This is a genomic window from Azospirillum canadense, assembly GCF_025961225.1.
Classification (GTDB): Bacteria; Pseudomonadota; Alphaproteobacteria; order Azospirillales; family Azospirillaceae; genus Azospirillum; species Azospirillum canadense.
The window spans coordinates 455,511-478,415 of sequence record NZ_JAOQNG010000003.1 but is presented as its reverse complement, the minus strand read 5'-3'; the positions used below and the strand labels follow the sequence as shown (position 1 = coordinate 478,415).

Annotated in this window: 16 protein-coding genes and 3 pseudogenes; 12 read left to right on the top strand and 7 right to left on the bottom strand. The window is 64.2% G+C overall.

Translation table 11 applies throughout. From position 1 onward, the window contains the following. The first annotated feature begins 27 nt into the window (after positions 1-27). From M2351_RS20355 to M2351_RS20340, 4 genes and pseudogenes are all read left to right on the top strand, one after another. Positions 28-996 carry an IS5 family transposase gene (locus M2351_RS20355; RefSeq protein ID WP_264657785.1) on the top strand — a complete coding sequence of 323 codons (969 nt, stop codon included), beginning with the start codon at positions 28-30 and terminating at the stop codon, positions 994-996. Between the two features lie 56 nt (positions 997-1,052). Next, positions 1,053-1,286: pseudogene (locus M2351_RS45480) on the top strand (IS701 family transposase); the annotation flags it as partial. Between the two features lie 63 nt (positions 1,287-1,349). Continuing rightward, the gene (locus M2351_RS20345) at positions 1,350-1,697 is read left to right on the top strand and encodes a YihY/virulence factor BrkB family protein (protein ID WP_264657890.1); all 348 of its coding nucleotides are present in this window, start codon (positions 1,350-1,352) and stop codon (positions 1,695-1,697) included. Then, positions 1,694-2,050 (top strand): YihY/virulence factor BrkB family protein, encoded by a 357-nt coding sequence (locus M2351_RS20340; protein WP_264657889.1) that lies wholly within the window; start codon positions 1,694-1,696, stop codon positions 2,048-2,050. The genes M2351_RS20345 and M2351_RS20340 overlap by 4 nt, the downstream gene beginning before the upstream one ends. A gap of 331 nt (positions 2,051-2,381) precedes the next feature. Here M2351_RS20340 and M2351_RS20335 read toward each other — a convergent pair whose 3' ends face one another. The 3 genes from M2351_RS20335 to M2351_RS20325 all read right to left on the bottom strand — a co-directional run bounded on the left by M2351_RS20335 (position 2,382) and on the right by M2351_RS20325 (position 6,972). Next, positions 2,382-3,722 carry an IS1380 family transposase gene (locus M2351_RS20335; RefSeq protein ID WP_264657888.1) on the bottom strand — a complete coding sequence of 447 codons (1,341 nt, stop codon included), beginning with the start codon at positions 3,720-3,722 and terminating at the stop codon, positions 2,382-2,384. 615 nt (positions 3,723-4,337) lie between these two features. Then, complete coding sequence (locus M2351_RS20330) at positions 4,338-6,401, bottom strand: PAS domain-containing hybrid sensor histidine kinase/response regulator (protein WP_264657887.1); 2,064 nt, start codon at positions 6,399-6,401, stop codon at positions 4,338-4,340. 448 nt (positions 6,402-6,849) lie between these two features. Next, the gene (locus tag M2351_RS20325) at positions 6,850-6,972 is read right to left on the bottom strand and encodes a hypothetical protein (RefSeq protein ID WP_264658103.1); all 123 of its coding nucleotides are present in this window, start codon (positions 6,970-6,972) and stop codon (positions 6,850-6,852) included. Between M2351_RS20325 and M2351_RS20320 the strand changes: the two genes are divergently transcribed. Next, the gene (locus tag M2351_RS20320) at positions 6,919-9,660 is read left to right on the top strand and encodes a hybrid sensor histidine kinase/response regulator (RefSeq protein WP_264658098.1); all 2,742 of its coding nucleotides are present in this window, start codon (positions 6,919-6,921) and stop codon (positions 9,658-9,660) included. The two genes, M2351_RS20325 and M2351_RS20320, sit on opposite strands and share 54 nt — an antisense overlap. A gap of 546 nt (positions 9,661-10,206) precedes the next feature. Here M2351_RS20320 and M2351_RS20315 read toward each other — a convergent pair. The 3 genes and pseudogenes from M2351_RS20315 to M2351_RS20305 all read right to left on the bottom strand — a co-directional run. Beyond that, complete coding sequence (locus M2351_RS20315; protein ID WP_264657886.1) at positions 10,207-11,235, bottom strand: IS110 family RNA-guided transposase; 1,029 nt, start codon at positions 11,233-11,235, stop codon at positions 10,207-10,209. Between the two features lie 139 nt (positions 11,236-11,374). Beyond that, entirely contained in the window at positions 11,375-12,085 is a 711-nt protein-coding gene (locus tag M2351_RS20310) for an IS6 family transposase (RefSeq protein WP_264657885.1), read from the bottom strand. A gap of 128 nt (positions 12,086-12,213) precedes the next feature. After that, positions 12,214-13,692 (bottom strand): annotated as a pseudogene (locus M2351_RS20305) (IS1182 family transposase); the annotation flags it as partial. Positions 13,693-14,303: 611 nt separating this feature from the next. Here M2351_RS20305 and ltrA point away from each other — a divergent pair. The 7 genes and pseudogenes from ltrA to M2351_RS20270 form a co-directional block, all read left to right on the top strand. Then, complete coding sequence (gene ltrA, locus M2351_RS20300) at positions 14,304-15,782, top strand: group II intron reverse transcriptase/maturase (RefSeq protein WP_264657884.1); 1,479 nt, start codon at positions 14,304-14,306, stop codon at positions 15,780-15,782. A gap of 796 nt (positions 15,783-16,578) precedes the next feature. Further along, the gene (locus M2351_RS20295; protein ID WP_264657883.1) at positions 16,579-16,857 is read left to right on the top strand and encodes a hypothetical protein; all 279 of its coding nucleotides are present in this window, start codon (positions 16,579-16,581) and stop codon (positions 16,855-16,857) included. A 351-nt stretch (positions 16,858-17,208) separates the two neighbouring features. Continuing rightward, complete coding sequence (locus M2351_RS20290) at positions 17,209-18,480, top strand: HlyD family efflux transporter periplasmic adaptor subunit (protein WP_264657882.1); 1,272 nt, start codon at positions 17,209-17,211, stop codon at positions 18,478-18,480. A 5-nt stretch (positions 18,481-18,485) separates the two neighbouring features. Beyond that, entirely contained in the window at positions 18,486-20,594 is a 2,109-nt protein-coding gene (locus M2351_RS20285; RefSeq protein WP_264657881.1) for a peptidase domain-containing ABC transporter, read from the top strand. Between the two features lie 96 nt (positions 20,595-20,690). Next, entirely contained in the window at positions 20,691-21,386 is a 696-nt protein-coding gene (locus M2351_RS20280; RefSeq protein ID WP_264657880.1) for an IS6 family transposase, read from the top strand. Positions 21,387-21,496: 110 nt separating this feature from the next. After that, positions 21,497-21,772, top strand: coding sequence for a hypothetical protein (locus M2351_RS20275; protein ID WP_264657879.1), 276 nt, complete (start codon positions 21,497-21,499; stop codon positions 21,770-21,772). A 58-nt stretch (positions 21,773-21,830) separates the two neighbouring features. Continuing rightward, positions 21,831-22,078, top strand: a pseudogene (locus tag M2351_RS20270) (transposase); the annotation flags it as partial. 307 nt (positions 22,079-22,385) lie between these two features. Here the strand turns inward: M2351_RS20270 and M2351_RS20265 are convergent. Then, a complete protein-coding gene (locus tag M2351_RS20265) occupies positions 22,386-22,901 on the bottom strand; it encodes a lipocalin-like domain-containing protein (protein ID WP_264657878.1) in 516 nt (171 codons plus the stop codon). Positions 22,902-22,905 lie beyond the last annotated feature (4 nt).

The window sequence follows — 22,905 nt, the reverse complement described above, 5'->3', positions numbered from 1 at the left end:
TTGATTACCGGATTGGTCAGCCTCGGCATGCCGAACAAACACAACGACGCGCGGCGCCATCACATCCCGAAGATGCGGTTCAAAGTAACGAATTGGGCGTCGTACGAAGCCGGACTGCGCCGGCGCGGCAGTCTGACGCTGTGGGTCAGCGACACGGCGATCGCCGCCTGGCGAGCGGCGCCGCGGACGACGCCCGGTGGGCAAGCGCGCTACTCGCAGACGGCTATCGAAACAGCCCTCATGGTCCGCTTGGTGTTTCATCAGCCGCTGCGCCAGACCGAGGGGCTGCTCGGCTCGTTGCTGGATCTCCTGGGCGTGGACCTGCCGGTTCCCGACCACACGACGATCAGTCGCCGGGCGGCGCGCTTGACGCCGGTGTTGGCCACGGCCCTGCCGACGGGCCCGGTCACGCTGGTGATCGACAGCACCGGCTTGAAGGTCTACGGGGCCGGCGAGTGGCACCGCGACAAGCATGGCGTGCGCGGGCCGCGGACCTGGCGCAAACTCCATCTCGCGGTGGATGCCGCCAGCAGCGCCATCGTCGCGGCCACGCTGACCACCACCAGCGACGGGGACGCCTCCCAGGTCGGACCGCTGCTCGACCAGATCAGTGGCCCCATCGACACCGTCATGGCTGACGGCGCGTACGACGGCGAACCGATTTACCAGACCATCGCCGCCCGGGATGCCGGGGCTCGGGTGATCATCCCCCCGCGCGCCACGGCGGTCGTGAGCGAGGCCGCCACAACCGCCCCGACCCAGCGGGACCGCCACATCCAGAGCCTGGCCGAGCACGGGCGCTCAGGCTGGCAAAAGCAGACCGACTATGGCGAGCGGGCGAAGGCGGAAACCGCGATGGCGCGTTACAAGCGCATCCTCGGCGACCAGCTGCGTGCACGCACGTTGCCCGGCCAACGAACTGAAGCCGCCACCGGCGTCATCATCCTGAACCGGATGATCGATCAAGCACGCCCGAACTCCGTCCGCATCGCCTGATCAAAGGTCGTGTCAGGCTTCACTGCGTCTGTGCGGACCTCGCTGCACCAACACCCCATCATGCGCTTCTGGTGATGATCGCCTTGGCATTCCTCCAGCACCTCCGGCTCGCTGCCGCCCCGGAGTGGGGGAAAAAGGCCAAAGCGCAACAGCGGACCGCCGCCGCAACCGACGCTGCCCGCCGTGCGCCGAGCCATTCTCGCGCACATCCTTCAGACGGCACCGATCCGATGTCCGTGTTGTCGGTGCTGGCTCGCTCCATACAGGCGGGAGTAGAACTGCCAAAGTAGTGCTATGGCGTTTCCGCAAAGCGGTTCATCCGCGACCTCTATCGGTCGATCAGCGACGACAACGTGTTCAACGGCGCCGCTGCGCTTGGCTTCTACCTGACGCTGGCGATCTTCCCGGCGCTGGTCGTGACCATGACCATCCTGCCCTACCTGCCAATCCCGCGGGTGGATCAGGCGATCAAGGACCTGCTGAAAGAGGCGCGGCCGAATGAGGCTTCCAATCTGGTGTCGCAGGTCGTGCATCAGGTCACCAGCCACCACCGCGGCGGCCTGCTGTCCTTCAGCGTGGCGGCAACGCTGTGGGCCGCGTCCACCGGCATGTACGCGATCATGCAGCAACTCAACATCACCGACGACGTCAAGGAGGCCCGCAGCGTCGTGCGGGCGCGGGTGACCGCGCTGGTCGGGTGACCGCGCTGGTGTTGAGCGTGCGCTTCGGTGTGCTGGTGATCGGCGCGTTCTCGCTGGTGGTGCTGGGCGGCATCATCCAAGATTGGATCGGCAGCCGGTTCGGCTTCTCCGGCCTTCTGCTCACGTCCTTCGCCCTGCTCCGGTGGGTGATCATCGTGCTGGCGCTGCTGCTTGGCTTTGCGATGATCCACCGCTACGCGCCGAACGTCGAGCTGCGGTTTCTGTTCATCACCCCCGGCAGCGTGGTCGGCGTGAGCCTGCGGATTGTCGCTTCGCTGGGTTTCTCGCTCTACACCCGCAGTTTCGCCGACTACGACGCGACCTCGGCAGCATCGGCGCCGTGGTCGTCCTGATGTTGTGGCTGTACATTGCCGGACTGGTGATCCTTGTCGGCTCGGAGATCAACGTGCTGCTCAAGCGGTACAGCGCCCATCAGCGGAATGGGAACGCCAACGTCACGGCGCGTAGCGACCGCCCTTCCCGACCGCATGGTGGCACACCCGGACACGCCAGCTAGCCGCCTTTATTCACCGGAGTGAGGCGCGGGCTGGCCACCGAGCGGAGATGTTCAGCGTGGGGTTGCAGGGGCATGCGCCCTCAGTCGCCGCGCTGCTGGCGGCGTGAGGTCGGTGGAGTTGGCGGTGGACGGGAGTGGGTGACGGCTGGGGCACGCTGCCCCGGTGTTCAAGTGATCAGCCGCGGCAGACGGCCGAGGGCGAGATGGATGATCGCCTGATCGGGGGCGCTGGTCGGCAGGTGGACCTTGATCTGCGTCTTCATCTCCACGATCCGCGCGGCGATCTTCACCAAACGCAGACGCAAGGTGTCGAACTGCACCGTGCGCCAGCGGGAGCGTTTGGGCATCAGTGAGCGCAGGCTCCACAGCAGCCAGTACGCCCCGGCGTGCAGAAAGAGGCGGAACTGGTTGGCCATCGCCTTGGTGCAGGAGGTGCGGTCAGCAGCGAGATGGGCTTTCCACGCTTTTATATGATTTTCCGCCTGTCCCCTCGCGCAGTACAAAACCTCGTACAGCCAGCGTCCCGTGCCATGGCGCAGGTTGGTGACGATGAAGCGGGTGTCGGTGCCCTGGCCTCCGGCCTCGACGCGCGCGACGATGCGCCTCACCCGGCTCCAGGTGCTGGCGCCGTCGTAGAACTCCTTGAAGCGGCGCACCTTGTCGGCTCCGGGCGTGGCCTGGAAGCGGGCGGCGGTGCTGGCCTCCAGCGTGGTGACGTGACGGCGCAAGGTGCGGCTGGTCGGTAAGCCCAGCACGTAGTCGATCCTCTCGCCCTCACACCAGTCCAGCACCTCCGGGCAGGCGTAATGACCGTCACCACGGAGCAGGATCTCGGTGTGCGGCCAATTCGCCCGAAGGGCACGGAGCAGGCGGCGCAGGAAGGCGCGGATCTCGGTGCCCTTGGGCCGCTTGGCCGGGCGCAGCACGGCGGTGACGAAGCGCCCATCGCCGTCAAAGACGACGATGGGCTGGAAGCCGTACTCGTCGTAATGGGCGTTGAACAGGCGCAACTGCTGGCCGCCATGCACCGTGTCGAAGGTGTCGTCCACATCCAGCACGATGCGCTTGGGCACGTGGCGGAACGACGCGCAGTAGAGATCGACCATGGCCCGGCCCATGCGCAGCAAGGCACGGGTATCCGGCAGGTTCTCCAGGCGCGAGATGGTGGCTTGCGAGCACAGGTCGCGCTCGGACGGCAGCCGCTCCAGGGCCATTTTGAACAGCGGATCGGAGCGCAGACTGTCGGCATCGTTGCCGTCCTCGTAGCCCGCCGCGATGGCCAGCAGGCGGAATCCGATGATGTCGGCCAACGGATGCACGGTGCGCGTGGGATCGCGCGGATCCTTGAGGCAGGCGGCCAGCCGTTCGGCCACGCGCAGCCGCTGTTCGACCTCGCGCAGGACCAGCAGCCCGCCATCGGAGGACAAGCGGCCACCATCAAAGCGCCCGATCACCGGCTTTCCAGCCAGGGGTGACAGACCGGGCAGCGGCAGCGTAGGATCAACCATGGCGGGTGGGCGCTCCGAAAACGGCAGGAGTTGGCGTCAGCACCCAAATCCTACGGCCGCTCAACGGATGCCGCTACACCCGCCAACCCCGGTGCATAATCCCGGCTAGGGTCTGTTAGGGCGCGATACAGAAGCGCTTGAGATCTGTGCCCGTCTGAACGGGATGCCAAATGGGCGTGGAACCAAGGGGCTGACGGATGCGGAATGGGGGATTCTGCATCCGCTGATCGAGGACTGCCGCTCGCGCGGCAAAACACCACTCCAGAACCTGCGTCGCACGGTCACGGCGAACCTCTGACGGCACACGCATGGAGCCAAGTGGCGCGCCAGCCCGCCGATTTGGGGTCGTGGTGGATGGCGGCGCGGACGGTTATCCACTGGTCCCGCTTGGGGGTGTGGGAGCGCTCGCTCGATCTGGTCCAGCAGCACAGCATCGCGCTCGGTATGACGTTCCTGGAAACCGTTATCGGTTCCCATGGGTCACGAGGGCAGCACCCTCATGACCCGCTTGTCCGGTGGTCGTTCCGTCTGCTTGCACCGGATGTTGTCGGCAGCGGATATCCGACTGTCGGCGACATCCTGGGACTGCCTGGACATTTGCCTGGACATTTCCGCTCAAAGAAGGGCGTTCAGGGCGGTTGCCAACTGACGCGACGTCACCGGCTTGTGGATAATACCGAGGTTGTGCGCCCTCGCATGGTGCTGGACTTCAGCCCCGGTTTCTCCGGTCAGGAGAATGCTCGGCACGGCGGTGCCGCACACCTCCCGCATGCGCAAGATCGCGTCCACGCCACTTCGTCCGTCGCGCAACCGGTAATCCGCCACAACAACACTCGGGCGCCGGCCAGAGACCCGAAGATGGGCAAGGGCCTGGTCAGCGGAGCCCGCCGCCAGCACCTCATACCCCCAGGTTTCGAACATGGCCTTCAGGCCGAGCAGCACGATGGTGTCATCGTCCACCAGAACGGCGAACCGGCCGTTTCCCTTCACCTCGGTGACCGGCGCCGGAGCGCAGCGTGGTTGCGTTTGGCCGAGCGGCACTTCGACGCTGAACACCGACCCTTGTCCCTTGATCGAGCGGACGTGGACGGGGTGATCGAGGAGGGCCGACAGGCGCTGCACGATGGCCAACCCCAGGCCGAGGCCCTGGTTGCGATCGCGTTCCGGATTGCCGACCTGATGGAACTCCTCCCAGATTTGGTCCAGGTGCTCCGGAGGAATGCCGATCCCGGTGTCGGACACCTCGATCCGGAGGCGATCCCCGGTTTTACGGCACTCGATGCTGATCTGTCCCGCTGGAGTGTAGCGCAACGCATTCTCGACCAGGTTCCGCAGCATGCGGCCGAGAAGCGTGCGATCACTGCGCACCACCGCGCGGCATGGCGCGACCTGCAGGTCCAAGCGCTTGGCTGCAGCGATGGGAGCGTAGGCTGCGGCAATCTCATCCAGCACCCGGCGAAGCGCGACGTCCTCGACGTTCGGCTGAACGACACCGGCATCCAGGCGCGAGATGTCCAGCAGACTGTTCAGCAGGTCGCGGAGAACGTCCAGCCCATGGCCAAGGTGTTGCAACGCCTGCTGCCCCTTGGCGGCGACATGCGGCCTCAAAACGTCCAGGAACAGCAGGAGCGACTGCATGGGCTGGCGCAGATCGTGCGACGCCGCGGCCAGGAACTTTGATCTGGCCAGGTTGGCCTGCTCGGCGTCCTCCTTGGCCTGGCGCAAGGCCTCTTCCGCCTCCTTGCGGGCGGTGATGTCGATGACCGAGCCGACGTAGCCGAGGTAGGTTCCGTCATCGGCGAAATGCGGCGCGGCGGCGTCGATCACCCAGCGCCACGCTCCATCCGCCCGGCGCACCCGGTATTCGAGGCGGAACGCCTCCCGCCGTGCGTTGGCCTCGCGAAACACGTGCTCGGCGGACGCCCGGTCCTCCGGATGTATCGGATCAAGCCAGCCAAACCCCAACCCGGTTTCGGGCGTCTGGCCGGTGAAGGCGTACCAGGCTTGGCTGAGGTAGATGCAGGTTCCATCGGGATCAGTAACCCACACCATCACCGGCGCATGGTCGGCCATGTGCCGGAAGCGCTTCTCGCTCGCGCGCAGCGCCTCCTCGACCCGGCGGCGCTCGTCCGTTTCCTGCGCGAGCGCGGCGTTCGCGGCTCGCAAGCCATCGATGATTTGTTGTTGCTTGGTGGCGAACTGATCGGGGCTGATCTCGGCGGTCCGATGCCGGACGACGTCGGTGACATCCGTGACCTGATGGATGACCCAAGCGACCTCACCGCTGGCATCCGGCACCGGCGTGTTGACCGGGCTCCAATACCGGTCCTCGTAGCCGCCCCCCTCGGCGGCCGGTCGGGGCAGGTCGTACCGCTGCACCGGCATGGCATCCGGGCACCGGTTCCGCCGCACGCGCTCCAGGGAGGCGCGCAGGTTTCGCGCGCCGGTCGCGTCGGGATCGGCAGGATTGTCGGGAAACACCTCAAACAAGGGGCGGCCAAGAATGTCCTCGCGCTGCGTGCGCGTGGCCCGCAGATACGCATCGGTGACAGCAACGATCGTCAGATCTGGCGTCAACACCAGGCAATTGCCCGGGGCCGCACCGAAAAGCATGCGGAAATCGGGTTCGACGTTGGCCGACGTCTGTCTCACAGGGCGGGGGCCTTCCGGCTGCGGCATTGTTGTCTGGTCCAACACTGTGCCCAACGCGCGAATAACCGGCAAGCCGCGCGGAGAGGGCCACCTTCCGATAGTGGCGTTGGCGTGGGTGCCGGGCCGGCTGCAGAGCATGACTTGGCCAACCTGTGGCCTCGGTCGTTCCGGAAGGGGACCTTGGTTGCTTGAAGACGTGCGGAAACTTGACCGCGGGCGCGACGCGGACGGCAGGCCGACGGAGCGGTCGTGCCGCCGAGCGGCACGTTGTGACCATTCCCTTTCATAAAACCCGAGTGTATCGTCCATCGCGAATACGGCCCGCACACCGATGCCGGCCACGGCGGCGACCTGCGTGATCGTGTAGCAGGCTATCCGTGCGGGCGGCGCGAACGATCCACTCGGTGACGTGTTTAGACTTGCCGCAAGCCTGGAAATGTGCGGCGCACTGCTCAACGTAAACCGGAAAGTTCGGTCAGTCATGGACGAACAGCGCATCGAAAGGAACACGGAACGCGACGCGCTCGTCCGGCAGATCGCGGCATTGAAACGCAGGCTCGCTGACCTGGACCGGGGTGTTGAGGGGCAGGGTGAGCACGGACAGTGTGGTCGTGGCGGCGAGGCTGCTCCCGCACCGTCGCAAGCCGCGCCCCCGAACAGCGCCTCGTTTCTGCATCTCCTTTACGACAACGCAACCGATCATGGCATCGTGACCACAGACCCGGAAGGGCGGATCACCGGCTGGAACCCCGGTGCGCGCATCCTTCTGGGCTGGGAGCCAGGCGAGATCGTCGGCCAGGACCTCCGCCTCATCTTCACCCCTGAAGACCGTCGGGCGGACGTTCTGGAGCAAGACATCTCCATGGCTTTGGCCGCGGGCCGGGCGCAGACCGAACGTTGGCACGTGCGCAAGGACGGCCACCGGTTCTGGACCAAGGACCAGCTGATGCCGCTTGGTCCCGGTGGGGCGCAGGGGTTTCTACTGGTCGTGCACGACCGCACCGCGGAGCATGAGGCGGCTCAGGCGGTCGCGGTTGCCAACCGGCGCGCCACGGACATCCTGGAGTGCATCAGCGATGCCTTCCTGGCGCTCGACCGCACGTACCGCATTCTCTTCCAGAACCGTGCCGGCGAGCGGCTCAACCGGCGCCCTCGCGAGGAGATCAGCGGGAAGACGGTCTGGGAGGTCTGGCCGGCCCTGCTCGGCGGCCCGCAGGAGATCGCCTACCAGCGGGCGATGACCGAGCGGGTGCCGGTCACCCTGGAGGATCACTACCAAGACGACGTCCATGACCTCTGGCTGGAGGTGCAGGTCGAGCCGACCCCGGAGGGCATCGGCATCTTCTACCGGGACATCACGCCGCGCAAGCGGGCCGAGGAGGAGCGCCAGCGCCTGCTGGAACGCCTGCGGATCGCCATCCGGACCGCCGGGACGGTGGTGTTCAACCAAGATCGCGATCTCCGCTACACCTGGATTCTCAATCCCGCGCTCGGTTACCAGGCAGAAGCGGTGCTGGGGACCGCCGACGCGGACCTGTTCGAGCGCGCGGAGGACGCCGCCGCGCTCACCGCCATCAAGCGCCGCGTTCTGGAGAGCGGCCAGGGTGAGCGCCATGAGATCCGCGTGCGTCAGGATGGCGCGGAGCACCATTACGACCTGATCGTGGAACCCGACCGGGACGCCGGCGGTGCCGTGATCGGCGTCATCGGCGCCGCCACCGACATCACCGCCCACGTCGCCACCCGGCAGGCGTTGCGGCTGAAGGAAGAACACCTGCGCTTTGCCCTCGCCGCGGCCCAGGCCGGGACCTGGGAGTGGGACGTGGTGACCGGGGCGCTCACCTGGTCGGACGAGGTGTATCGGCACTGGGGGCTCGACCCGGCCCACGACACGCCGACGCACGACACGTGGCTTGCCCGCATTCATCCCGAGGACCGCCCGCGGGTCGTGCAGGTGGTGTGCGACACCTTCGCCGCCCGCCGGGAGGCCTACGCGATGGAGGCGCGTTCCGTGCAGACCGACACCGGCGTGCGGTGGATTTTCGGCCTCGGGCGGGCCGTCTACGACGCCGACGGCCAGCCGCTGCGCCTGCTCGGCATCAGCCTGGACATCACCGGGCGCAAGCGCATGGAGGAGGCGTTGCGCGCCGCCAAGGAGGAGGCCGAACGGGCCAATCGGGCCAAATCCAGGTTCCTCGCCGCCGCCTCGCATGACCTGCGCCAGCCCTTGCAGTCGCTCTTCTTGTTCGCTCACGTGTTGGGGCGACACGTCCATGGCAGCGCCGGTCAGGAAGCATTGACCGCGCTCGGGCGAGGGCTGGACGCGCTCAAATCGCTGCTCGACAGCCTGCTCGACGTCTCCCGGCTCGACGCCGGCATCGTCACGCCGAAGATCGAGCCATTCGCCGTTCAGCAGCTGCTTCTGCAGGCGGCGACGACTTTCGGCGCGGTGGCCCGGGCCAAGGGCCTGGACTTTCACATCGGTCCGTGTTCGGCGGTCGTGCGCAGCGATCCGGTGCTCTTGGGCCGGATGCTGTCCAACTTGGTTGAGAACGCGGTTCGTTACACCGACACGGGCCGGGTTAGCGTCACCTGCCGCAGAGCCGATGGCCTTCTGCGCATCGACGTTCGGGACACCGGCGTCGGCATTCCGCGCGAGCACACCAACCGGATCTGGGAGGAGTTTCACCAGGTCGGCAACCTGGAACGCGACCGTGCCCAGGGGCTCGGCCTGGGCTTGGCCATCGTGCAGCGCCTATCCAACTTGCTCGGCCACGCGGTCGCCGTCCGCTCGACACCGAAGAAGGGCTCCGTGTTCAGCGTGACGGTGCCGCTTGCGCAGGAGGAACTGCACCATCCGGTGCGACCGACGGTGCGGATCACCGGGAACGGCCGCCTGGCGGTCGCGGTGGATGACGATGGCTTGGTGCTGGAGAGCCTGCGAGCGATATTGCAGGACTGGGGATTCGACGTGCTGGCGGCCGGCTCCGCCGACGAGGCGTGCGACGCCCTGGGCCACACGGCACGGAAACCCGCCGTCATCGTTGCGGATTACCGGCTGCGCGACGGGCGGACGGGGATTGAGGCCGTGCAACGGATCCGCGACCTGTGCGGCGTCCGCATTCCAGGCATCATTCTGACCGGCGAGATGACGGCGGAGTCTCACCGCCAAGCCGACCTGCACGGGCTTGGCCTCGTCCACAAACCGGTGACACCGAACGACCTAGGGGGCGCGTTCGAGAGAGTTCACATGGCGGAAGGACAGCGCGACCAGGAGCGAGAATAGCCGCCGGGTTCCCATGTCACCCATCCACCGTTCCATGTGGTGTGCCACCTGGCCCAGAGGAACTCAGATCGGGTCTACGGCCTCATGTAGACAAGGTTCCAGGGGTATTGTCATGTGTGGACGACCGCTGCGGCGCAAGGGAAAAGAGATCTGGCTTGGCGAAAAGGTCGGGTGCGGTCCTGTGTCCGGCCTCGAAGGATGCGGTGCTGATGACCGCGGGCCATGATGAACTCCGCGGGATTGGGTCCCGATCAACGTGCCGCGCTCGAGGCGCATGACAGTACGTGGGTCTTCCCGATCCCCGGCTCGAACCGTTTCGCCATCACCTCTCTCGGCACCCTCACACAGCATGGTCCTGTTCTTCAGCGTTACCAAACCGGACGGTCCAGCGACACGGTGGCTTGCATCCGATGGTGGAACAGACCGCTCGTCGGCAGGGCCTTGTCAAGCCCAGCGCCGCCGCAGGCGGTGGCCCGCAGGGCCAGGCTTGAGAAGGTTCCGCGGACGGGCGGACAATCCGCTCCGGATGCTCCTGGCGCTGACGGCTCAGGGAACCGCCGGAACCGGGACAGTCTTGCGGTAGACGTCGCCGCGGCTGAGCACCGCCCAGGCGATGCGGGCCATCTTGTTGGCCAGCGCGATGCTGACCAGCCGGGGCGGTTTGCGGGCCAGCAGGCCCTTCAGCCACTCGCCCTCGCCGGGCGCTTTGCGGCGGGCATAGCGGATCACCGTGGTGGCGCCCATGACCAGAAGACGACGGAGCGAGCGGTCGCCAGCCTTGGTGATGCCGCCGAGCCGATCCTTGCCGCCGCTGGAATTCTGCCGCGGCACCAGCCCCAGCCACGCGGCCAGCTGGCGGCCGTTCTTGAACGCGCTCGGATCGCTGACGGTGGCGGCGAGCACCGAGGCGGTGATCGGCCCGATGCCGGGAATGGTGGCCAGATTGCGACTGGCCTCGGTGGTGCGATGCCACGCCAGGATGGCCTTCTCCAGGGCCGCAATCCGCGCACGGCAGCTCGCGATCTGTTCGGCCAATTCCACCAGCGCCAAGCGAACCAGCTCGGGGAGCGTCAGATCGTTCAGCCGATCGATCAACTCGGCCAGCTTACGAGGGCCTTGCGCCCCCACGATGCCGAATTCCGCCAGATGGGCGCGCAGGGCATTGAGCAGCATGGTGCGCTGCCGCACCAGCAGGTCACGGGAGCGATGAAGCACCAGAACGCCTTGCTGGTCCTCGCTCTTGATCGGAACGAAGGCCATGTGCGGCCGCGTCACCGCCTCAGCGATGGCCGCGGCATCGGCGGCGTCGTTCTTCTTGCCGCGCTGCACGTAGGCCCTGACCCGGGTCGGCGGGATCAGCCGGACCTCATGGCCGAGAGCCCGGATGAGACGCGCCCAGTGATGAGCCGTCGCGCACGCCTCCAGACCGACCAGGCAAGGCGTCAAGCCACGAAAGAACGCCTCCACCTGCTCCCGGCGAAGCTGCCGGCGCACGACCACCTTTCCGGCTTCATCAACGCCATGAACCTGGAAGACGTGCTTGGCAAGATCGAGACCGACGGTGACAATGCTCATGTGGACGGCCCTCTCATAGGTGGAGTTCAGCAACCACCAATCTATGGCACCTCGATGCCGGGAGCAGCGGTCGTCCACACCATCAACTTGGCGGTCGGTTGATGCACTGAGGGTTTGGACAACCTGCTTGTTCACTGGTTCAGGCGGTCCGGGCAAGGCCGGTCGCCTCGCGCCACGTAGTGAAAGCGCGAGCGCGGGCGGCGCGATACTCGGTAGCGGAAATCAAGTGGCGGCGCAGTTGGAAGTGGTTGTGGATCGGGCTGTTGGTGGAGAGAAACTGTTGGGCATGCCTGGCGGACTTGAACCTCTTCATGTGCCGTTCGCGCCGTCGGGTTGGTTGATGCGACACTTCGCCGGCGTTGTTCAGGTATCGGCTTTGTCGGTGTTCGCCACCGAGCTTCAGATCCGTCTTCGCTGCCGCGTAGGACTTCAGCTTGTCGGTGACGAGGACGCGTGGGGCGTAACGCACCCCTTTCAGCAGCTTGCGAAAGAAGCGCTTGGCCGCCTTCGTGTTGCGCCGGCTCTGGACCAGAATGTCCAGCACCATGCCGTTCTGGTCGATCGCGCGCCACAGGTAGTGCTGCTTGCCGCGGATGCGGATGAACACCTCGTCGAGGAACCATTTGTCGCCCGGCTGGGGCCGACGGCGCTTGAGCGCGTTGGCGAACTCCCGGCCGAAGCGCAGCCTCCACTCCCGGATGGTCTCGTAGCTGACCTCGATGCCGCGCGCCGCCAGCATCAGTTCGACCTCGCGCAGGCTCAAGCTGAATCCGTGGTAAAGCCACACCGCTTCGTTGATGATCGCCGCTGGAAAGCGGAAACCGCGGTACGGACTGGGCGTCGTGCTCATGCCCGGCACCCTGCCATGCCGAACCAACGACCAGCAACCTGACAACACCACGCCGACGCAGCGCCGCATCATAGGCCGCCCAGTTCTCGACACTGTTGGCGAACCCGGTGGCTCAGGTCACAGCGGGGCTACACACGGTTGCGAAGCGTGAGCGGCGCGTTTTTGCAAGTGGCTGGTCGGAAAGCCAAGCGTAGGCCCGGACCAAGTTCATGGCCGTGGCCGCAAGGACTTCCTAGAGAGATCTTTGCCAAACCAAAGTAGCGGCATTTTCGGAGTTCAAAGGCTCGGGTCCCCTGCGAAAGGGTACCTTCGATGCCCGCGCGCCGCGCGTAGTCGGCCTGCCAGCCCTCGTTTTGCTGCTCGCGGCGCGCCTTCTGGGTGGCCTCGTGTTCGGGCTGCGGGCGTACCGTGATGCGGCGCGACGCCGAGGGCGCATGAGTACACAGAGCCCGGCTTGGGCAGCGTCGGCAGATCGCATGGCCAAAGGTAATTTCAAGAACGTCGTTTCCCTGCATGTCTTTGCCGGGTTTCCAGGTCGTATTGAGCTGCCCTTGCGGGCAGCGCACCTTGCGGTTCTCCCAGTCAATGGTGAAGGCATCAATGGTGTAGCCGCCCGGCACTTTGCTTTGCCAGTTGCTGTTGGGCCGAACCGGACTGACGGGCGCGACGTGGAAATCCCGTGTCGAGCAGACCCGAATGCCGGCATCGATATACCCCGCATCCAGATAATGGCGATGCGGCAGGAGGCCCCGAGTTGCGAGCGCCTCGTGGATCGGCACGGTCATACTCAGGTCCGGGACCGTTGCTGACGTCGTCACCACGTGGGTGATGAAATGAGGAGCGCCCTCATCACACGTTTCCGTCAGGTGAACCTTGTCGCCGTGCCAGCCGGTCGTCCGCCGGTTGGCGTAGCGCGAATCTGGATCATAAGGCGTGTGCGCGCGCAGGCCCGCTGGCGGCAGATCAGCCGGTGTCCGCCACGTCACCTTGTCGTCGGCCACGTAGAACTGCTGAACCCAGTATTGGCGCAGGCACTGGACGGCTGGGCGCTCTCGCAGCCACGGCGGCGTTGTCGGCTCATAAAGAGCGGCGAGCAGCTGATGCCCATCGCTGCCAATTTGCTCGGCTAAGGTGCGCCGAGCGGCTTCGGTTTTGGGAAGGCGATGATCCTCCACGCGCCGACTGTAGCGGTCGCTCCAGTCTTCCCGGACCTGCGTGCGCAGCCATGCCGGGGCCACAGTGGCCAAATCGTTGAGCGCTGCTCGGAGCATCTCGCCGACGCCTTCCAAGCGGTTGATGGTCCGTACCGCCGCCAAGACATCGGTGGAATCCGTCCGGTACCGGCCATGCGGCTTCAACAGACCACATTCGATGAGCCGTCGGACAAGCGCGTCAAACACCAAATGCTCACCATGATCCGCAACCAAGCGGGCGCGAAACTCACACAGGACGGAAAAGTCGAAGCCCGGGTCGGTCAACTCAAGAGCCAAGGCGTATTTCCAGTCAATCCGGCTGCGCACGGCCTCCGCGGCTTGGCGGTCAGACAGCCCCTCAGCAAACTGCAGAACGCAGATGAGGGCCAGGCGCCATGGCGAGACGGCCGGCTGGCCGGTGTGCGACTATAGGGTGCTGAACAGCGTATCTTGGAAGATTGGGCCAAACTCATCCCGTAAGCGCATGCAAAGAGTGCCCTTGGGAAACGCCGCGCGGGCCACCCGGGCCGTCTCCGCCGGAATAGACTCAATGCGCTGTTTTGGCAGTGACATGGCAGTTCTCCCCAACGGCATCACCTCCCCTAACAGCCGGAGCAGAGGTCCGATCGGCTCAGGAACGGCGGACCGACGCTGCCAAGTTCGCCAACGGTAGTGCGCCGGGAGACCGGCAAGGAGTAGATGGTGCAAGTCCATTGCAGTGAAGGAGTAGCGACCCACACTGGCCCCGAGCCGTGCGTCGGCCCTCGCGAGGGGGCCGGCGAAGCGTCGGCAGGGGAGCGTGCAGGCTGGCCATTGAGCCGCGAAAGGGCGACAGTCCCGGGTGCCGACGTTGTTACTGTAACGGAAGGCCATACGAGTGGGGGCGCCAGCGCGAGCCCCCGCCGGCCCGGCGTGGTCAGAGACCCCAGCATGCACGGACGCTCCTTGTACGGGAACCGGGAGATCTCCCGCCCGACCCGAGGTTTGCCCCGGGTCCGCATCGGGAAGGTGAGGAGCCGTAGCCGATGATGCACGGACGGGAGAAGTCAGACCCCGCCATAGTAGCGATGAAGCCGACGAACAAGGCCGGGCGACCGGCCGCGGAGCCGGGGGAGCGAAGGGCGGGGACCAAGGGGAACGCGGGCCAGCAAAGCACGCGCCGGGCGCAGAACCGGGAAAGCGTGTCCCAGGCGCTGGACCGCGTACGGCAGGCCGCAAGACACAGGAAGAAGGAACGGTTCACCGCGCTCTTCCATCATCTCAACCCCGACCTGCTCCGGCTGGCGTTCTTCGCCCTCAAGCGGAACGCCGCGCCGGGAGTGGATGGGCTGACGTGGCAGGACTACGAGGCGGACCTGGAGCTTCGGCTCCAGGACCTGCACGACCGGGTCCACCGGGGAGCGTACAAAGCCCTGCCGTCGCGCCGACGGTACATCCCGAAGGCGGACGGGCGACAGCGGCCGCTGGCGATCGCCGCTCTGGAGGACAAGATCGTCCAGAGAGCGGTCGTCGCGGTGCTGAACGCGATCTACGAGGAGGACTTCCTCGGGTTCTCGTACGGGTTCCGGCCCAAGCGCGGCCAGCACGATGCGCTGGACGCCCTGGTGGTCGGCATCTCCAGCACCAAGGTGAACTTCATCCTCGATGCCGACATCCAGTCGTTCTTCGACGCGGTGGACCAAAGCTGGCTCGTCCGCTTCCTGAACCACCGGATCGGCGACCCGCGCATCATCCGCCTGATCCAGAAATGGCTCAAGGCGGGTGTCTTGGAGGATGAGGTCGTGACGACCAGTGACACGGGGACGGGGCAAGGCTCGGTGGCCTCACCACTGCTCGCCAACGTTTACCTGCACTACGTCTTCGACCTCTGGGCCGAGCGCTGGCGACGGCGCGAGGCCACGGGCGCTATGATCATCGTGCGCTATGCCGACGCTATCGTCGTCGGCTTCGAGCACGAGGCGGATGCCCGGCGCTTCTGGGAGGCCATGCGCGAGCGGTTACGGGAGTTCGCGTTGTCGCTCCATCCGGACAAGACCCGCCTGCTGGAGTTCGGCCGCTTCGCCGCGGCCAATCGAAAGCGGCGCGGGCTCGGCAAACCGGAGACCTTCACGTTCCTGGGCTTCACTTTCATCTGCGGCAAGACGCGCCGGGGTGACTTCCAAATCCATCGGAAGACCCGTCGCGACCGCATGCAGGTCAAGCTCACAGAGATCAAGGAGGAGCTGCGACGGCGCATGCACCAGCCTATTCCTCGACAGGGGCAATGGCTGAGGCAGGTCACCACCGGGTACTACAACTATCACGCGGTGCCGACCAACAGTCGCGCCTTGGAGGCGTTTCGCTATCACGTCATCGACCTCTGGCGACGCACGCTCCGGCGACGAAGCCAGAAGGATGCCTCGACGTGGGCGAGGATTGCCAAGATCGCCAACGACTGGCTCCCCAAACCGCGGATCCTTCACCCTTGGCCGCAGCAACGCTTTGCCGTCAAACACCCGAGGTAGGAGCCGTATGCGGGAATGCCGCACGTACGGATCTGTGCGGGGGGACGCCAGTAATGGCGTTCCCTACCGCGATTCAGTTCTCGACCCGGTAGCGGGCGCGCGGGATCTTGTGGCGGCGGCTCTCGTTGGCCTTGTAGGGCATCTGGCTCTCGGCTTCAGCGGGACGCCTCTATACCCGCCAAAACCATAACACCGCCAGCTTCCGACGATTTGTGCGCCAACGTCACGCCGATCCGCAAGCCGCCGCCATTCCCGCATCCCTGCACCAAGCTGTCGCGATGAAAAGCCACGATTGTCTTGACGTACTCTACCGTTTCGGTACTGCCCTCCACGCGTGATAGGCCCGATCGGCACAGGACTACGCTGTCTCGCCACGATCAGCAATATTGCCCTCGAAGGATATCGTATACATTATTTTGAGCCATTACAGCATGGAAATAGAAGGTGATAACGAGTTAGCCGTGCGTGCTTCAGTCGTCAAAACACCTCTTATTTTGGCCTGATCTCACGCACAAACGCCGGTATCTCTCTACCGCATGTGCTTATCGTCCTGTCCAATGGGCAGAAGGCCCCAAAGTGCGGCTGGTAATCCCAGCAGACTTCGGGCCAGTATGAGTCGGTCGGCACGACAGAATGCGCATAGAACAACGCATTCACATGCCGGGCGCTTTCGCAAATATCCCCACTCCCTAGAAGCTCCTGGCATCTACTCCGGCGCAATCCCAAATGCTCCCCGGAAAACTGCGGCCGTGCCGCAAATGATGTACTGTCAATTCTGACATTTTAGGAGGAAAAGATGACCGATATGCTTATCGAGCTGACTGATGCTGAGATGGACGCGGTGAGCGGCGGGAACCGTGGTCATCACCACCGCAGCGAAGTTGCCCTCGCCGTCGCGGCGTCCGTCGCCTACGCCTCCGCGAATGGCGGCAATGGTGGAGACATCACCGTCAATGGTGATTGGAACGCCAAGGGCGGCAACTACAAGGGAGCGATCTTCTACAGTTCCTTTGGCGGCGACGGTGGCACCGCCACCTCCACCAGCGGAACGGCGACCGCCACCTCGAGCACGTAAGAACGCTTTGAGCCGGTGATCCGTCCGACGGTCCTTTCCGTCAATGGTTCGCATGGAGCCCCTTTCCTGGCACACGCGCCAGGAAAGGGGCTTCCGGTGTCGGCCGGCTTTCCCGGCGTTCTTGCCACGTCTCGGGCGGACGATCCGCGAGGGACCCGCGGGGTGTTCGGCTCCGGCCACCACCACTCAACCTGAAAAGCCTCATCGCCGTTTCCCCCATCCGTCGATGCCCAGGACGTGGCAGAGAGGAAAGCGCTCGGCTGCCGCTTGCTCCGTCCGCTTGATGGCGCGGTCTTTGGCAAACGGATGCCGGGCGGGGAGCCTGCAGGCTCGTTCCATCGGAGAAACGTCGTGGTCGAGCAAGCGCTTTTTCGTCCCGCTGAACGCACTCTGTTCCGTCAGGCGGCGATTGACTTCCAGCGGCAGCAGCGAAAGTTCGGGGAAATCGCGACACTTCAGCCACCTTCACTCAAAATATCGACCGGGCTCATCGCCGCATCCATCGCTATTCTGATTCTGTTCGTCGCCTTTGCTCAGTATACCCGGAAAGAAACCGTCACCGGGTATTTATCCCCCGCCTCCGGAACGGCAAAGGTGATCGCACCACGCCCCGGCATCATCAAAGCAGTTCATGTCGCCGAGGGACAGCAAGTTGAGCAAGGCCAACCGTTGTTGACCGTAGAAAATTCGGTCACCACGGCAGACGGGCAAAATGTGGACGCCACCATGCTGTCCTCGCTGACGTCCCAACGGCAGAAACTGGTCGACCAAATCAAGGCCCAAATGGTCCGGACCGCCTCTGAACAGGAGCATCTGAGGATTACGATCGAGAACCTCACCACGGAAATTTCCTATTTGGAGGAGCAGATCGACACCCAGAATGAACGGATCAAATTGGCAAAAGACTCCTTGTCGTCGGCTGGTCAGCTGAAGGAACGCGGGAATATGCCGCTGATCGAATATCGTCGGCGTCAGGAGGAGTTTCTTGAGCAAAGACAGATGCTGTACGCGCTCCATCGGGACCTGTCCACCAAACGGAACGAACTTGTCGATGCACGCTACGCGCTGGAGCAGCTTCCAACGGCGATGGAAGACAAGAGCCAATCGCTGCGCAATGAGCTTTCAAGCACCGAACAGCGCCTCGCCGAGATTGATGGACGACACGCCTACGTCATCCTGGCCCCGCGGGCTGGCCGCGTGTCGGCGCTGCAGGCAAAGGTCGGACAGGTCACCAGCGCCGACCGCCTGCAACTCGAGCTTCTCCCCACCGACAGCGTCCTGCAGGCCGAATTGTTCGTGCCCACCCGGGCGATCGGCTTCGTCCGCACGGCCCAGAGGGTCAGACTGCTCTTCGATGCCTTTCCGTATCAGCGTTTCGGCGTCTACGGCGGTAGCATCGCCGAGGTCTCGCAGACGGTCCTGACGGGCGCGGACATTGCCACGCCGATCACTCTTCAAGGACCCATGTACAAGGTGACCGTGACCCTCGACCGCCCGGATGTCGATGCCTATGGGCGCAGGCTCCCGCTGCAAGCCGGCATGACGCTGCGGGCGGACATGCTTTTAGACAAGCGCCCGCTGGTGACGTGGCTTCTTGATCCCCTTTTCAGCGCCAGGATGTGAATGCCATGCAGATATCGTTGAATTTCAGCGGTCGGCGGCATCTCCCAGTGATCATGCAGTCGGAAGCCGCGGAATGCGGGCTCGCCTGTCTCGCTATGATCGTTTCGTATTACGGGCATCACATCGACCTGAACACTCTGCGGCGCCAGCATCCGGTGTCGCTGAAGGGTGTCACGCTGCGCAGCCTGGTCCAGGTCGCAAACCATCTTCATCTCTCCTGCCGCGCTCTGCGGTTCGAGATCTCGCATTTGTCACAGCTCCGCCTGCCCGCGATTGTGCACTGGGACATGGAACACTTTGTGGTGCTGAAATCGGCCACCCGCAAAGGAATTGTCGTGCACGATCCAGCGGAAGGCGAGCGGCGCCTTTCTGTCGGCGAAGCGTCCAAACACTTGACCGGGATCGCCCTGGAAGTCACGCCAACGGAAGGTTTCACCCGGAAGGATGAGCGAGAGCGACTGCCACTTTCCGCTTTTTGGAAGTGCCTGAACGGAGCGACTGGTGCCCTGATGCAGGTGCTCGTCTTGTCGATCGCGCTGCAAGTTTTGGCCTTGCTCGCACCTTTTTATATGCAAGCGGTCGTTGATGAGGTCATTGCACGAGGAGACGCCGATCTTCTTGTCGTTCTTGCGCTCGGATTTGGTTTGTTGACTCTGATATCGGTGGCGACGTCCGTCCTACGCTCATTAATCTTGCTCATTGTCCAGAACACTCTCGACTTTCAAATGGCGTCTCGCCTGTTTCATCACTTGATTCGTCAACCAATCTCTTTTTTTGAAAAGCGCCATATTGGCGATATACTGTCACGCTTTTCGTCGTTGGTTCCCATTCGCAATCTGCTGGGGGAGGGCCTTGTCACGGTGGTGATCGACGGCCTGATGGCCCTAGCAACCCTCGTGATGATTTTTGTTTATAACGCTCAGTTGGCCCTTCTCGTGCTCACGGCGCTCGGGCTCTATACCGCCCTGCGGCTTGGGCTCTATCGGGAACTCCGGCGGCGGAGCGAAGCGGCTCTTCAGGAGCAGGCCAAAGAGCATTCAACATTCATTGAGAGCGTGCGCGCGATACAAAGCCTGAAGCTCTTCAATCGGGAAAGTGAGAGAGAAGAGCATTGGATGAACCGCTACGCAAGTTGCGTGAATGCGAACATGCGGCTCGGCAAGGCAAACATGTTCTTCAAATCGGCCAATGATTTGATATTTGGCCTTGAAGGCATTCTGGTTGTCTTCCTGTCCGCTAAACTGGCCCTGAGTGGGGCGATGACGACCGGCATGATTTTCGCGTTTATGAGCTACAAGCAGCAGTTCTCCGGCAAGGCCGCGCTGCTGGTGGAGAAAATGCTCGAACTGAAAATCCTCGACCTTCATCTGGAGCGTTTGGCCGACATCGCCCTCAGCCCGATCGAACCAGGCCACGATCACAATTTGTCCTACATAAAGGAACTGGAAGGACGGATTGAACTCCGAAATGTTTCGTTCCGCTACGCGGAAACCGAGCCTTTTACAATTGTGAACATCAACCTGGTCATTGTCCCGGGCGAGTTCGTGACGATTATGGGGCCGTCCGGGGGCGGCAAGACAACGCTCGTTAAGATCATGCTCGGGCTGCTCGAACCGACGAGCGGCGAGGTGCTGATCGACGGCGTTCCCCTTTCGGTCGTTGGTTCGCGCGTGTATCGAGAGCAGGTGGCCGCTGTGATGCAAGAGGATCAGCTTCTGTCCGGCTCAATCGCCGACAACATCTGCTTTTTCGGTGCCGACTTCGACGAAGCGTGGATGATGGAATGCGCGCGGCTGGCCGGCATCCACGATGAGATCATGACGATGCCGATGGCTTACAACAGCTTGATCGGGGACATGGGAAGCTCCCTTTCCGGAGGCCAAAAGCAGCGTGTGCTTCTTGCGCGCGCGCTCTACAAGCGCCCGAGGATACTGTTTCTGGATGAGGGGACCGCGCACCTCGATACCGACAACGAGCGGCACATCAACCGGAGCCTCAAGCGCCTCAACATGACGCGCATCAGTGTGGCGCATCGGCCGGAAATCACGAGCGGAGCCGACAAGATTTTGCGCATCGGTGGGAATGGCGACTCCACGGCGACGTTGGTGACCTGACGCGGGGCGGCGTACTTGGTTCAAACGGACCATGGCAAAGAGGGCATTGTCACGCCAAGCTTGGCGGCGGCCCGGCGGTGAGGTTACGCTGCTCGGATGATGCCGCTCTCGTATGCCCGTCACCAATTCCCGCCCGCGGTCATCCAGCACGCGATCAGGCTTTATCTGCGGTTCACCTTGAGCGACCGGGATGTCGAGGAACTGCTGGCCGAGCGCGGCATCGACGTGTCCTACGAGACGGTGCGCCGATGGGTCGTGACATTCGGGCCGGCCATCGCCGCCAACCTGCGACGGCGGCGTCCCAAGCCCAGCCCGCGCTGGCACTTGGACGAAATGGTGGTGCGGATTGGCGGAACGCTGATGTACCTGTGGCGGGCCGTCGACGACGAAGGCGAGGTGCTGGAGGTGCTGGTCCAGCGTCGGCGCGACAAAGCGGCGGCCCTGAAGCTGATGCGCAAACTCCTCAAGAAGCACGGCGTCGCGCCCACCCAGGTGACCACCGACAAACTGCGTTCCTACGGGGCTGCCTTCCGTGAGATTGGTTTGACGGCCCGCCATGAGCAAGGCCGGCGACAGAACAACCGGGCCGAGGTCTCGCACCAGCCGGTCCGGCGACGCGAAAGGAAGATGCGGCGCTTCAAATCACCTGGCTCCGCCCAGCGCTTCGTCTCCGTGCATTCCGCCACCTACAACACCTTCAACCTTCAGCGCCATCTGATCTCACGCCCCACCCTGCGCACCTTCCGGGTGCAGGCGATGGCCGAGTGGCACGCCGCCACCGCCACGGCGTGAGCCAGTCGGGGGACACCAGGCGATCTGCGCGTCAGTTTCGTTCGTGTGACAATGCCCTCTGGCGTCATCGACTGTTGCCCCCTCAACAGTCTTCCGCCAACGCGATCACGATGGCCACGAGCGACCCCGTCCTGGCGCGGATTGCCGATTATCCCTGGCCACGCGGCGGCATTATGGCCCGCCGCGTCAATCGCGGCTACTCACTGTTCAGCGCCCCCGGCGCGCCAGTCGCCCGCCTGCGCCTCTTGGCCGAGAGCAACCGCGTCGAAGTTCTGTGGTGGTGGCGCGAAGCCTGGGGGCCGGCTGGCCCCTTCGGAGCGGTGTTCGAACTTGATGACGCTCTCGCCTTCATCGCCGATGAACCGGCCATCTGGATCCGGGCATGAGAAGGACCGCGGTCCCAGGATGCGCAAAGTGGAGGCTGACACCTATCGCGCTGTCCTCTACATGGACTTTCATCCCGACCACTGGACCAAGATCAGCGCAACCAACCCGCTGGAGCGGCTGAAGGGCGAGATCAAGCGCCGCACCGATGTGGTGGCCATATTCCCGAACGACGCGGCGACCGCCCACTCATCATTCTGCTGAAGCAGAATGATGAGTGGGCGGTCGGGCGGCGCTATCTCAGCTTGGAGACCATGATGCCGCTCGGGCATACTGACGCTATCAGGATTGCGGCAGTCGCCGCCTGACCCGGCCCCAACCCGCCGGAGAGCGATGACCAACCGCTCGCTGCTACACCACCTCCCGGGACACGATCGTATGTCGGGCTTCATGATTCACCATCGGCACAACCCTCACTGGTGCCGATCACCGTGTTCGCTTTTCTGGTCGGCTTGATCCTTGGGTCGGGCGTCTACGCCGTCAATCCGGCTTTCGGTCCCGCATCATCGGACGCATGTGAGCCCATTCTTTGAAAATGGGGTCGATTGGCTTGGGTCCTGGTGTGCGGCCCCGCCACCTCACCGCCAACGCGGCGGTGACCACGCCGCATCAGATCTACTTGGCTCGCCTCAAGACCACCTCAGCCGTACCACCGCTCGATGCGGCGGTTCGCCACCGTAATTCGTCGCCCGTGAGCGTGAACGGTCGTTTCTGCTCGACCCCGTTCCAGTTCGGGAAGGTGCTGGTGTCAATGTCGAAGGAGATGGTCTTGTCCGCCTCATCAACGGTGTACCGGCCGAAGTGAGCAATCGATCCTTGCACGACGGCTTTATACTCCTCCGGGGTTCCCTCTATGCGGTTGTTCGACGCGAACTTGGGCTGGTCAGCGCGCGCGGTCAACAGTATGTAGCGACCGTTGCTATCGAACATGGCAAGGCCGTGCGGACTGGTGCCAAACATCGGCACCCGGCTGCCGTCAGGGCGAACGGTGTCGACCGAGACATACGCCCAGGTTCCGACGAATTGCTCTTGCAGTGTCTTTCCTTGGCTGACCGCCTCGCCTGAAGCCAGGGCAATACCGAGAAACAGCAGTGCCACCGAACACTGTGTGATAGGGTTGGGTCGGCTCATCAGG

Coding starts and splice junctions, on each gene's coding strand:
- M2351_RS20355 (WP_264657785.1), top strand. CDS start 28: ATGCCGAACAAACACAACGACGCGCGGCGCCATCACATCCCGAAGATG.
- M2351_RS20335 (WP_264657888.1), bottom strand. CDS start 3,722: ATGGTTGATCCTACGCTGCCGCTGCCCGGTCTGTCACCCCTGGCTGGA.
- M2351_RS20330 (WP_264657887.1), bottom strand. CDS start 6,401: ATGCCGCAGCCGGAAGGCCCCCGCCCTGTGAGACAGACGTCGGCCAAC.
- M2351_RS20315 (WP_264657886.1), bottom strand. CDS start 11,235: ATGAGCATTGTCACCGTCGGTCTCGATCTTGCCAAGCACGTCTTCCAG.
- M2351_RS20310 (WP_264657885.1), bottom strand. CDS start 12,085: ATGAGCACGACGCCCAGTCCGTACCGCGGTTTCCGCTTTCCAGCGGCG.
- ltrA (WP_264657884.1), top strand. CDS start 14,304: ATGATGCACGGACGGGAGAAGTCAGACCCCGCCATAGTAGCGATGAAG.
- M2351_RS20295 (WP_264657883.1), top strand. CDS start 16,579: ATGACCGATATGCTTATCGAGCTGACTGATGCTGAGATGGACGCGGTG.
- M2351_RS20285 (WP_264657881.1), top strand. CDS start 18,486: ATGCAGATATCGTTGAATTTCAGCGGTCGGCGGCATCTCCCAGTGATC.
- M2351_RS20280 (WP_264657880.1), top strand. CDS start 20,691: ATGATGCCGCTCTCGTATGCCCGTCACCAATTCCCGCCCGCGGTCATC.
- M2351_RS20275 (WP_264657879.1), top strand. CDS start 21,497: ATGGCCACGAGCGACCCCGTCCTGGCGCGGATTGCCGATTATCCCTGG.
- M2351_RS20265 (WP_264657878.1), bottom strand. CDS start 22,901: ATGAGCCGACCCAACCCTATCACACAGTGTTCGGTGGCACTGCTGTTT.